An 11,840-nucleotide genomic window follows, 5' to 3' on the forward strand; every position below is an offset into this window, starting at 1 on the left:
GGTCCGGTAGCGGCTCGTCAGGAAGTGGTCGGTGCGGCGACGGCCGTGCGGGGCCGAGCCGAGGAGCCGCAGGCGCTTGTCCGTTCAACGATCCCCCTCGTACGGCTCCGCACGACTGGGTGCGGGCCGATGGCGTCATTACGGATTCGGGCGAGATGCGAGATGCGAGATGTGAGTGCGCGGCGTGGCGCGGGCGCGGAACAGTGGTGGGGTGTCGTTTCCGATCTTATCGCCTCCGCCTCGCACAACAAACGCCGTATGACCAGGCCGAGTTGGCACACCTGGACACGGTGAACAATGTCGTCCGCTTCGCTAGCGTGGGGCAGATCGGACCCGTTGTGAACCCTGGTGAAGCCTGTCGGGAAAGGACTTGTACGTGAGTGGACTGATGCGGGGCAAGGTTGTTCTGGTGACCGGCGCGGCCCGTGGGCAGGGCCGTGAGCACGTGGTGCGGATGGCGGGCGAGGGCGCCGACGTGATCGCCGTCGACCTGTGCGCGACGCTGCCGGGCGTCGCCTACGCCTCGTCGGAAACGACCGACCTCGACACGACCGTCGCCCTGGCGGAGGAGTCCGGGCAGCGGGTCGTGCCCCTGGTGGCGGACGTCCGTGACCTCGCCGGCCTGCGGGACGCCGTCGACGGGGCCGTGGAGAAACTGGGGCGCCTGGACGCCGTCGTGGCCAACGCGGGCATCTGCATACCCCGGGCCTGGGACGAGGTCACCGAAGAGATCTTTCGCGACACCATGGACGTCAACGTCACCGGTACGTGGAACACCGTGATGGCGACCGCGCCCCACCTCGTGACGGCGGGCGGCGGCTCTATCGTGCTGATGAGCTCCTCGGCTGGGCTGAAGGTGCAGCCGTTCATGATTCCGTACACGACCAGCAAGTTCGCGGTGCGCGGCATGGCGAAGGCCTTCGCCGCCGAGCTCGCGCGGTTCGGGATCCGGGTGAACAGCGTGCACCCGACCGGCGTCGACACCGCGATGGGCAGCCGTGCCATGCTCACCCAGGTCGCCAAGGCGAGCATGGCCGATCCGCGGCTGCGCGGCATGCTGGTCAACATGCAGCCGGTGGAGGGTATTTCGGTCGAGGACGTGGCCAATGCCGTGCTGTTCCTGGTGTCCGACGCCTCCCGCCATGTCACCGCGCACGCCATGGCCGTCGACGCCGGGGTCAGTGAGTTCTGAGCGGCGGAGGTTGCTCAGCCCCTCAGCTACTCAGCCTCTCAGCCCCTCGCTGACGGCACCAGGTTCTCGACGGTCTCCCGCAGATGGTTGCGCAGCACCTCGGGGCTGCTGACGTGCAGAGTGCGCATACCCAGGTCTCGCGCGACCGTGATGACGGTCGTCCGGTCGTCGATCATCAGCGCCTCGCGCGGATCGACCCCGCAGCGCTCCAGTGTTTCGGCGAAGTACTCGGCAGAGGGTTTGACCTGGCCGACTCGCCATGAGGAGCAGAGGTGGTCGAACAGCCGGTAGTGGCCGTGGCGTTGGTCCTTGAGGTGGTCCCAGTGCTCGGCCTCGTTGTTGGCCAGGACCAGGGTGAGCTCCGGACGGGCGCGGGCCACCTCGGCCAGTTCCACGACGTTGGAGCTGTAGCAGCGGACGTGGGTGGCGTACAGGCGGTCCACCCACTGTCCGTCGAACCACTCCCCGTCGGAGGCGTCCGCGAAGGGGCTGCCCGCTTCCTCCAGGAGCCCGCGCAGCACCTCGTGCGCATGGCAGGCGCCGCTCTCGTACGCATGGGCCGACGACAGTACGGCACCCAGCAGGCGGCTCTCGTCGACGCCATAGCGGCGTGCGACGTCCGGCACGAAAGAGGTCTCCTCATTGATGTTGTTGAACAGAACTCCACCTGCGTCCACCAGGAGTGCTCGAATCATTTTCTCAATCCCGTCTCGATAGTTTCGGGCCATGCGTAATTTTCGGCCATGTGTGGTGGCGGCTATTTCCGAAGTGGTGGAAAGGAGCGGAGCGATGGCGCTCTATCGCGATCTCGTCGGGCGGACCTGGGATTCCGGAACCCGGCAGTGGACATTCTCGGACACCTCCCTCTATGCGCTCGGAGTGGGCGCGGGCGGCGATGACCCGGCCCGCGAGCTGGAGTTCACCACGGAGAATTCCGGGGGAGTCATGCCCTCGGTGCTCCCGACCTTCGCGGCGACCCTCGTCTCCCGGCGCACCGAGCCCGCCCTCGGGGACTTCGACGTGTCGCAGCTGCTGCACACCCAGCAGTCCCTGACGCTGTACGGCCCGCTCCCCGTCGAGGGCACGGCGGCCACGACCTCGCGGCTGGCCGCGCTGAGGGACCGGGGGAGCAGTGCGCTCGCGGTCATCGAATCCTCCTGCGTGGACCCCGCCACCGGCCGGCCGCTCGCCGACATCCGCACCGGACTGACCATCAGGCGCGAAGGCGGCTTCGGCGGTGAGCGGGGCGAGGACGAGCCGTGGGAGCGCCCGGAGGGGGAGCCCGACCACACCGTGGACTACCGCACCGCGCCCAACCAGGCGCTTCTGTACCGGCTCAGCGGTGACCCGAACCCGCTGCACTCCGACCCCGCGATCGCCGCGCGTCTCGGCTTCCGACGGCCGCTGCTGCACGGGCTCTGCACGTTCGGCTTCGCGGGCCGGGCGCTGCTGCACGCGCTCTGCGGGGGTGACCCGGCCCGGTTCGGGACGATGTCGGCGTGCTTCACCGCACCCGTGTTTCCGGGCCAGGAGCTCTCCGTACGGATATGGGAGCGCGGCGAGTCGGCGCTCTTCGAGGTCCGCTCCCAGGGCAGGGCCGTCCTGGGCCGCGGCAGTTTCGTCCGGCGCGGCACCGGCCCGGCGGCGGGCTGAGCCGGGCGGCACCCCCGCGGGTCAGCGGCCATCGGGAGACCCACCCGGGTCGGCCAGGGTGTCGGCGTACCAGCGAACCGTGCTCCGTACACCCTCCGCCAGCCCGATTCGTGGCTTCCAGCCCGTGGCGAGCAGCCGGGAGACGTCGAGCAGCTTGCGCGGTGTGCCGTCGGGCCTGCTCGCGTCCCAGGTGATCCGGCCGGTGAAGCCGGTCGCCCCGGCCACGAGAGCGACGAGGTCCGCGATCGTGAGGTCCTCGCCGACACCGATGTTGACCGGTGACGGGTCGTCGTAGTGCGCCAGCAGGTGCAGGCACGCCGCCGCCAGGTCGTCGACGTGGACGAACTCCCGCCGTGGTGTACCGCTGCCCCAGACGACGACCTCCTCGGCGCCGGAGCGGACCGCCTCGTGGAAGCGCCGGATCAGCGCGGGCAGGACGTGCGACCGGGTCGGGTGGAAGTTGTCGCCGGGGCCGTAGACATTGGTCGGCATGGCGGAGATCCATCGGCGGCCGTACTGCCTGCGGTACGACTTCACCGCGATCACGCCCGCGATCTTCGCTATCGCGTAGGCGTCGTTGGTCTCCTCCAACGGGCCGGTGAGCAGCGCGGACTCCGGGATCGGCTGGGGGCTGTGCTTCGGGTAGATGCAGGAGGAGCCGAGGAACAGCAGCCGGTCCACGTCCGCCGCGTGTGCCGCCGCGAACAGGTTGGTCTGGATCCGGAGGTTGTCGTGGAGGAACTCCACGGGTTCGGCGTCGTTGGCGGCGATGCCGCCGACCCGCGCGGCCGCGTCGATCACCACGGCGGGCCGGAGCGAGGTGACGTGGTCGAGCGTCGCCCGGGCGTCGGTGAGGTCCACGTCCGAGGAGCGGATTCCGACAACGGAGGTGAAGCCCTCGGCTCGGAGGCGGCGCACGACGGCGGAGCCGACGAGCCCGGACGAGCCCGCTACGAGCACGGTCGCCGACGGGTCAAGGGCGGGGGAGACTGCGGGCATGGGCCTTCTCATCCTCGATCGGCTCGGGCTCGGTCGGCTCGGTCGGTGGGCGGGATGCGGTCGGTGGCGGGGATGACGCCGGCGAGCACGTGGTCGTCGAGCGCCGGGATATCCAGGCCCCGGCAGTGCAGCGCCCCCAGCAGGCGCAGCAGCGAGACCGGCTCGGGGGTCGCCCGCCGGCCGGAGGCGATCACCAGCGGATCGTCGACCCCCTCGGCCCGTAGCGTCTCGCGGATCGGCGGGATCAGGACCGGGTGCGGCCCGATCTCCACGTAAGCCCGGATGCCCCGGCGGGCCAGCGTCGACACGGCCTGGGTGAAGCGGACCGGGCGGCGCAGGTTGCGCGCCCAGTAGTCCGCGGTGGCGAGCCCGACCGGGTCCGGGTCGGCGTCGACCGTCGAGATCCATGGGATGCGGGGCGTCGCGGGGGCGAGATCGGCCAGCTCGGCGCGCAGTTGGGGCAGCACGCTGTCGACGAACGGGCTGTGCGACGCCGCGTTGATACGGATCACCCGGCACCGCACCCCCTCGGCCTCCAGCGCGCTCACCAGTGCCCGGGTGGCCTCGCTCTCGCCGGTGACCACCGTCTGCCTCGGTGCGCTGTGGGCGGCGACGACCACCGTCCCCGGGATCTGCTCGCACCGGCGCGCAACGGTGTGCCGGTCGAGGTTGACCGTCGCCATCGCCCCGCCGCCCGCGGCCTTCGCGAGCAGGCCGGAGCGTACGGCCACGACCCGCGCCGCCTCTTCGAGGGTGAGGGCGCCCGCGACATGGGCGGCGGCGACCTCGCCGAGGCTGTGCCCGACGACCGCCTCCGGCCGCAGGCCGAGGGACCACAGCCAGTGGGCGGTGGCGACCTGGACGGCGAAGATCAGCGGCTGTGTCGTGTCCGGCGGGCCGAGCTCCCCGTCGGCCGCGTTCATCAGCGGTTCGATCACTCCGCCCGGCAGCAGCGCGTCGAGTTCGGTCAGTACCCTCGCCGCCTCGGGCGCCCAGCTCAGCAGGGCGCGCCCCATGCCCGGCCACTGGCTGCCGTGGCCGCCGAAACACCAGGCGACCCGGGTGGCGGCGCCGTCGGCCCGCCCCGACACCCAGCGCGGGCTGGCCAGTCCGTCGGCGAAGAAGGACAACCCCTCGACCAGGCCCGCCGGATCGGCGGCCGCGACCGCCAGGCGCTCGATGTCGTGTTCGCTCGAAAGGAGTCGCGCGGGCAGCACCGCCTCGGGCCGGGCGCCATCGGCCAGTAATTCGGCGGCCGTTCGAGCCGTATCCGTCAGCGCGGCCCGGTCGGCGGCGGAAAACATCAGCAACCACGGCGGGGGAGGCGGCACCGCATTGGTGAGGGGCATGGGAACTCCCTGGTTCCGGAAAAGGGGATCGGACAGATCGTCGGTACTTGCTACGATCGCTGCGCTGGCAATATCGGGCCGTTGAACGGGCCGTTGGCCGATAACGCGATAAAGGAGTAGAGGAAGCATGCCGGAAACCTCCTTCCAGGGCCAGATCGTTGACACCGAACCCGCCTCCGACGTATTTCTCGTCATCGGCATTCCAGGATCGGGGAAGAGCTCGGTGTCGGCGGGCCTGGCCCGTCGGTTCCCCCTCGGTGCGCACATCGAGGGCGACCACCTCCAGGACCTCATCGTCGCGGGCGGGCATCTGCCCTCGCCGGAGGAGGACCTGGAGGCGGATCGCCAACTGCTGCTGCGGGCCCGCAACGCGTCGGTCCTTGCGCGCAGTTTCCACGCCGGGGGTGTCGTCGCGGTCATCGACGACGTGGTGGTCCGGCGCGCCCATCTGGAGTTCTATCTGGAGCAGTTGAAGGACCTGCCGCTGCGGCTGATCGTGCTGGCACCGGCGGCGGACGTCGTCTCCCGGCGGGTCGCCGAGCGGGACAAGGTGCTGGCCGACGACTGGTCGTTCCTGGACGACGCGCTGCGCAGCGAACTCGCAGGTGAGGGAACGTGGTTCGACAGCTCCGACCTGACCCTGGAGGAGACGGTCGACGCCATTCTGGCGAAGGGCTGAGCAGCTGACGGAGTCCGGCGCGGGCGATCCCGGAGGATCCCCGCGCCGGACTCCTGTTTCTCAGCCGTCATGGCCGTCGATGCGGCGCACCGCGCTCAGCCAGGTGCGCATGAGGTAGGCGCTGCGGTGCAGGAACGCCCGCGCCTCCTGCGACCAGGCCCCGCCCCGCGCCTGTTCGGCGAAGTCCTCCAGGCCGTGGCTGAGGGACTCGTACGCCTCGCGGTAGTCGCTGCCCTGGAGTGGGAACTCCCGCAGCCAGCCGAGGAGTTCGTCCATGAAGCGGATCGCGGGCAGCTCGATGGCGAGGTCGTTGAGCAGGTCGTGTTCGTTGCGCTCGTGGTTGACCAGGGGGCCGCCGAACCGGACCGCATGTCCGAGGTGTTTGGCGCACGCGGCGACGAAGTAGCCGCTGAAGATGTCACCGAACCGCTCGACCGCGGCCCCGCCGATGGGCTGGCCCATCCGCAGGAAGTAGTAGGCGGGCAGGGCGTCGTGGTGCACGGCGGTGTTCTGGGAGTTGACCGGGCACCAGGTGTCCCTGGCCAGTACGGCGGGTTGGCCGTTGTAGGCGGTCACCCTGGGCCGGACCGCGAGCCGGGTCACCGCGTCCACGTCGGGGTCGTCCAGCCACAACCCCGCGTTGACGCGCACATCGGCCACCTCTTCGGTGCTGGTGACCTCGGTCGGGCTCTCCCGGGGGCCGTACGGGAACCCGCGCGGGAAGACCCGGCAGGGGCTCACTTCGAGCAGGTCGCAGGCGTTGAACCAACCGTTGCCGGCCGACACCACGCGGTGCGGTACCGGGCCTTGCAGCACCACCCGGTGTTCGTCGAAGAAGGGGCTGTCGATCGGCAGGTTGTCGTCGTCCATGGAGACCGCCATCGCGCTGCCGTTGAGATAGGACAGCAGATAGCCGATGTTGCGGCGGTTGTCGGAGTCGTACGGGATCAGGTCGGGCACACCGAGCTTGGCCAGCAGCCGGTCCTGCTCCTCCACATCGGGGGAGACGATGGTGGCGCCGCGGCCGCGGGCCTTCTCGCAGGCTTCGTAGAAGGCCCTGGGGGTTTTCCTGTCGGGTATGACGACGAGCCGGGCGCCGGATTCGGCGAGGGTGTCGGCGTAGTGCTCCAGGAACGACCCGGAATTGATGGTTGTGATGACGATGTCGATCGTCTCAGACATGTGGTCACTCCACAGTAGGAATGTCCCGCCAGAACCGTAAGCGAGAGGACGCGGTGATGAGCGGGGCACTGAGCCAGAGGAACATCACGATGGCCAGCGCGGCCCGTGGGCCGAAGAGGGTGCCCAGGCCGCCGCCGACGAGGCCGCCGAAGAAGAGCATGCCCCGGCTGATGAACCGGACGCAGGCGACGGTCCGTTGCAGCAGATCGGGCGGTGTGAGCAGTTGTACGAGGGTGGCCTGGCCGACCGTGAACACGGAGAACCCGGCGTGGAAGAGCAGCGCGCCGCTGAAGAAGAGGAGCAGCCCCGAGCCCGGCCGGGTCATCGGCAGGAGCAGTCCCGCCGGTGCGAGGACGGCGGCGGGGATCCACACGGCGCGCGCGGTGCCGAGGCGGCGGCTGACGCGGCCCGCGCTGAACGCCCCGATCAGACCGCCGATACCCACCGACCCGAGCAGCATGCCCAGGGTGCCCGGGGCCACCCCGACGTCGTCGGCCAGGAAGATGACGACGAGGGCCTCGTACGCGGCGAAGCAGCAGTTCCCGACGGCCGAGCCCGCGATCGAGGCCAGGATGACCGGCCGCCGGGTGACGAACCGTACGGCCTCCGACAGTTCGGCCCACATACCCTTCGCGCCGGACGCCGACGAGGTGGCCTCGATGTGGGAGCGCATGAGGAGGTTGCACGTCACGGAGGCGGCGAAGCCCGCCGAGTTGAGCAGCGGAGCGTGCTCGGGGCCGAGCAACTGCACCGTGAAGCCCGCCAGTGTCGGCCCGAAGGCGAGCGAGACGGCGCGGGCGATCTGGAGGCGGATGTTGCCGTAGACGAGTTTGTCCTTCGGCAGCATCCGCGGGGGCATGGACAGATACACGATCTCGTAGAACACCGTCGCGCAACTGACCAGCACGTTGGACATGTACAGGTGCCACAGGGCCAGGTGCCCGGTCGCGGCGAGGATCGGCACCATGGTGACGATCAGCGCGCGGCCGAGGTCGGCCAGGAGCAGCATGGTTCTCGGGGGCAGTCGCCCGCTGTACACCCCGGCGGGCAGGGTGAGGATCAGCCAGGGCAGGTATCCGGCCGCCGTGATCAGACCGACCTCGCCGACCGACGCCCCGAGGGTCTGGGCGGCGAGCAGCGGGAAGGCGACCACTGTCGACATCCCGCACAGCTGGCTGATGCCGCTGCCGATCCACAGCAGACGGAAGTCCCGCTCGCGCACGGACTCGGTCGCCAGGGTGGCGGGACCGGACATGACTGGTGCCCTCTTCTTCCTCGGTCCGCGTGGGGTCCCGCTGCGGGAACCCACGGTGGGTCACGGATGTGCTTGTTCGTCAGGGGACGCGGCGATGAACGCCTCGACCGCGTCGAAGGCCTCCGAGTCGCGGTACTGCCGGGGCGGTGACTTCATGAAGTACGACGACGGCGCCAGCAGCGGCCCGCCGATCCCCCGGTCCAGCGCGATCTTCGCCGCGCGCACGGCGTCGATGATGACGCCCGCCGAGTTCGGCGAGTCCCACACTTCGAGCTTGTACTCCAGGGACAGCGGTACGTCACCGAAGGCGCGTCCCTCCAGGCGTACGTACGCCCACTTGCGGTCGTCGAGCCACGGCACGTGGTCCGACGGCCCGATGTGCACGTCGTCCTTGCCCAGGGTGTGGTCGATCTGGGAGGTCACCGCCTGGGTCTTCGACGTCTTCTTCGAGACCAGCCGCTTGCGTTCGAGCATGTTGCGGAAGTCCATGTTGCCACCGACGTTGAGCTGCATGGTGCGTTTGAGGTGGACGCCGCGGTCCTCGAAGAGGCGGGCCAGCACCCGGTGTGTGATGGTGGCGCCGACCTGCGACTTGATGTCGTCACCGATGATCGGCACCCCCGCCTCGGTGAACTTCGCCGCCCACTGCGGATCGGAGGCGATGAACACGGGGAGCGCGTTGATGAAGGCCACACCCGCGTCGAGGGCGCACTGGGCGTAGAACCGGTCCGCCTCCTCGCTGCCGACGGGCAGATAGGAGATGAGGACGTCGGCCTCGGTGGCGCGGAGTACGGCGACGACGTCGGCAGGGTCCTCGGCGGACTCCGTGATGGTCTCGCGGTAGTAGTGGCCGAGCCCGTCCAGGGTGGGCCCCCGCCGCACCGTGACGCCGGTGGGCGGGACGTCGCAGATGTGGATGGTGTTGTTCTCGGACTGGGAGATGGCGGAGGAGAGGTCCTGGCCGACCTTCTTGGCGTCCACGTCGAACGCGGCGACGAACTCCAGGTCGCGTACGTGGTAGCCGCCGAACTCGACGTGCATCAGGCCGGGGACGCGGAGTGCGGGGTCCGCGTCGGCGTAGTAGTGCACTCCCTGGACGAGCGAGGCGGCGCAGTTGCCGATGCCGGCGATGGCCACGCGGATCTTGCTCATGGTGTTCCCTTCGCAGAGTCGCCGTATCAAGGATCAAGGTTTCCATGGGGGTTGTTGGCTTGGGCCGGGTCCACCGGCCGCAGCCGTGTTCAGAGCGTCACCGGCACCGAACCCGTCCTGGCCGACCGTTCGGCCGCCAGGGCGCAGCGCAGCGCTTCGTGCGAGTCGCGCCAGCCGCCCGCCGCCGGGGTGGCGGCGCCGCCCGCGGCCATGGTCAGGAACGCCCGTACCTGTTCGCGGTAGGCGGTGGAGAACCGGTCCCAGTACCCCCGGAACCGCGAGGTCTCCACGCTGCCCGTGCCGGGTGTCTCCGCCCGGGTCAGACCGGCCTGCAAGTTGCCCTTCTCGCCCAGGACTTCGGCCCGTACGTCGTAGCCAACCGGCTGCCACCGGCCGGCCGAGAGCGCGGCCAGCGTGCCGTCGTCGAGGCGGACCGTCGCCGTGACCGTGTCGAAGTCACCGATGTCGGCGAGGTCCGGGCCGGACAGCGCCGAGCCGTCCGCGACGACCTGGACGATCCGGCGCCCGGTGAGCCACCGCACCATGTCGAAGTCGTGGAGCATGAGGTCGGTGAAGATCGAACCGCTCTCGCGCAGCCGCGCGACGGGCGGCATGGACACATCGTGCGAGACCAGCCGGAGCAACTGCACACGCCCCAGCTCCCCGCCCGCCGTACGGGCCCGCAGATCGGCGAAGCCCGGGTCGAAGTGGCGCTGGAAGCCCACCCACAGCGGCACACCGCGCTGCTCGGCCCGCGTGCCCAGCGCCTCCGTGCGGGCGAGGTCGATGGTGAGGGGTTTCTCGCACAGGGTCGGTATACCGGCGTCGATCAGCGCGCCCACCAGCTCCGGGTGGCTCGTGGTGGCGGACGTCACCAGCGCCGCGTCACAGCCGCCGGACACCAGCTCCTCGACCGAGTCCGCGACGCTCCGCGAAGGCGCGTCCTGCGCCAGCTTCTCGGCGCGGGCGCGGTCCGCGTCCACGCAGACCACCCGGTACGAGCCCAGCGCGTCGAGGTGGTCGGCGTACATCGCGCCGATCTGACCGCAGCCCACGACGCCCACGACCATCCCGGCGCTCACCGGCTCGCCTCCGTCACCGGCGAGAGGGCGGAGTGGGCCAGCGCGACCAGGTCCGTCGTCTCACGGCACTCCCGCAGCCGGGCACCCCAGTGCGCGGCCCGTTGGGTGAACGCGGGGTCGCCGAGCACCTCGGCGATGCCCTTGCGGACGTCGTCGGCGCGGACGCACGGCTGGTCGGACGGGCCGGAGTAGCGGTCGCTGAAGGTGAGGCGGCCGTACGGGGTGGTCTCACTGGTCCGCAGGAGTACGCCGGATCCGGTGTCCTCCACCAACTGCCGTCCGTTCATCTCCTGTTCGGACATGAACGGCATCACGACCTGCGGTTTGCCGTGCAGCAGGGTGGCCAGCACCGTGGCCGAGCCGCCGTGGTCGACCACCACGTCCGCCCACTCCAGCGGGGTGTCCAGGCCGGTGAAGCCCGCCACCACGACGTTGTCGGGCACCGCGAGGCCGCCCTCGAAGGCGAAGCCGCTGGACACGTACACACTCCACGGCTGGTCCGCGCAGGCGTCCAGTACGTTCTGCAGCGCCTGGCGGCCCACCGTGCCGCCGCTGCCGATGGTGACGTACACCCTCGGCCGGTCGGTGCGCGGGGGAGCGGGGCCGTCGGAGGCCACCGCCGGGTTCCAGTACATCGGCCCGACGAAGTGCAGCGCGCCCCGGTGCGGGGATCCGTCGACCGGTTCCAGGGCGGACAGGCTGGACACCAGGGTGACCTCGCCCCACAGCAGGTGCTCGGCGCGGGCCACCGGGCCGAGGCCCAGCTCGCGCGAGACCCGGTCCCACACCGGCAGGCTCGACGGGTGCGGCAGCAGATCGCGCGGCGCGACCGTGGACCACGGCATCCACCCGTTCGCCCGGGGGGTGATGAAGTCCGCGTCGGCGAGGGAGACCACGGGAATGCCCGCGGCCCGTGCGGCGAGGGCCGCGGTCGGGCACATGTCGATGACGACGAGCGTCGGCCGGTACGCCTCGATCAGGCGGGCGTCGGCGGCGATCCGGCGCTGGACGCGCTCGACGCGGTGGTAGGTCGCGGCGACCGCGAACACCCGCTCCACGTCCGCGAAGGGCAGATACGGCGGCATGGGGTGCCGGTCGGGCGGCCGCGGCGCCTCGGGCTCGGATTCCAGGACCGGGAACCCGGCCTCGCGCACCATGGCGTTGATGCCGCAGTCCGCGAACGCCACCTCGTCGCCCGCCCAGGCCAGTGCCGAGGCCAGGGCGAGACAGCGGCCGGTGTAGGCCGCGCCGCCTCCCCAGCCCCAGGGGAAGAACAACACTCGCTCGGTCACATGTC

The 11,840-nt window shown here is 70.6% G+C and carries 11 protein-coding genes; 3 read left to right on the forward strand and 8 right to left on the reverse strand.

What is annotated here, in order from left to right; all coding sequences use genetic code 11:
- Positions 1-376: 376 nt before the first annotated feature.
- Complete coding sequence (locus OG965_RS35865) at positions 377-1,192, forward strand: mycofactocin-coupled SDR family oxidoreductase (protein ID WP_371656240.1); 816 nt, start codon at positions 377-379, stop codon at positions 1,190-1,192.
- A gap of 38 nt (positions 1,193-1,230) precedes the next feature.
- On the opposite strand, the gene OG965_RS35870 is transcribed toward OG965_RS35865, so the two are convergent.
- Complete coding sequence (locus OG965_RS35870) at positions 1,231-1,887, reverse strand: HAD family hydrolase (protein ID WP_371656241.1); 657 nt, start codon at positions 1,885-1,887, stop codon at positions 1,231-1,233.
- Between the two features lie 94 nt (positions 1,888-1,981).
- Here OG965_RS35870 and OG965_RS35875 point away from each other — a divergent pair, with 94 nt between their 5' ends.
- A complete protein-coding gene (locus tag OG965_RS35875) occupies positions 1,982-2,845 on the forward strand; it encodes a MaoC/PaaZ C-terminal domain-containing protein (RefSeq protein ID WP_371656242.1) in 864 nt (287 codons plus the stop codon).
- Positions 2,846-2,866: 21 nt separating this feature from the next.
- Here the strand turns inward: OG965_RS35875 and OG965_RS35880 are convergent, their stop codons facing one another.
- Together OG965_RS35880 and OG965_RS35885 are read right to left on the reverse strand one after the other, a co-directional pair.
- Complete coding sequence (locus tag OG965_RS35880) at positions 2,867-3,844, reverse strand: GDP-L-fucose synthase family protein (protein ID WP_371656243.1); 978 nt, start codon at positions 3,842-3,844, stop codon at positions 2,867-2,869.
- An 8-nt stretch (positions 3,845-3,852) separates the two neighbouring features.
- The gene (locus OG965_RS35885) at positions 3,853-5,193 is read right to left on the reverse strand and encodes an acyltransferase domain-containing protein (protein WP_371656244.1); all 1,341 of its coding nucleotides are present in this window, start codon (positions 5,191-5,193) and stop codon (positions 3,853-3,855) included.
- Positions 5,194-5,320: 127 nt separating this feature from the next.
- Here OG965_RS35885 and OG965_RS35890 point away from each other — a divergent pair, with 127 nt between their 5' ends.
- Complete coding sequence (locus OG965_RS35890) at positions 5,321-5,872, forward strand: AAA family ATPase (RefSeq protein ID WP_371656245.1); 552 nt, start codon at positions 5,321-5,323, stop codon at positions 5,870-5,872.
- A gap of 60 nt (positions 5,873-5,932) precedes the next feature.
- On the opposite strand, the gene OG965_RS35895 is transcribed toward OG965_RS35890, so the two are convergent.
- The 5 genes from OG965_RS35895 to OG965_RS35915 all read right to left on the reverse strand — a co-directional run bounded on the left by OG965_RS35895 (position 5,933) and on the right by OG965_RS35915 (position 11,835).
- On the reverse strand, positions 5,933-7,054 hold the full coding sequence (locus tag OG965_RS35895) for a hypothetical protein (protein ID WP_371656246.1): 1,122 nt from the start codon (positions 7,052-7,054) through the stop codon (positions 5,933-5,935).
- Between the two features lie 4 nt (positions 7,055-7,058).
- A complete protein-coding gene (locus tag OG965_RS35900; protein ID WP_371656247.1) occupies positions 7,059-8,309 on the reverse strand; it encodes an MFS transporter in 1,251 nt (416 codons plus the stop codon).
- A 60-nt stretch (positions 8,310-8,369) separates the two neighbouring features.
- Positions 8,370-9,461 (reverse strand): inositol-3-phosphate synthase, encoded by a 1,092-nt coding sequence (locus tag OG965_RS35905; protein ID WP_371656248.1) that lies wholly within the window; start codon positions 9,459-9,461, stop codon positions 8,370-8,372.
- Between the two features lie 89 nt (positions 9,462-9,550).
- A complete protein-coding gene (locus tag OG965_RS35910) occupies positions 9,551-10,543 on the reverse strand; it encodes a Gfo/Idh/MocA family oxidoreductase (protein WP_371656249.1) in 993 nt (330 codons plus the stop codon).
- Positions 10,540-11,835: a glycosyltransferase gene (locus tag OG965_RS35915; protein ID WP_371656250.1), complete on the reverse strand. Its 1,296-nt coding sequence runs from the start codon at positions 11,833-11,835 to the stop codon at positions 10,540-10,542. The genes OG965_RS35910 and OG965_RS35915 overlap by 4 nt, the downstream gene beginning before the upstream one ends.
- Between the last annotated feature and the right edge of the window lie 5 nt (positions 11,836-11,840).

The sequence above is a fragment of the Streptomyces sp. NBC_00224 genome (assembly GCF_041435195.1).
In the GTDB taxonomy this organism is placed as follows: Bacteria; Actinomycetota; Actinomycetes; order Streptomycetales; family Streptomycetaceae; genus Streptomyces.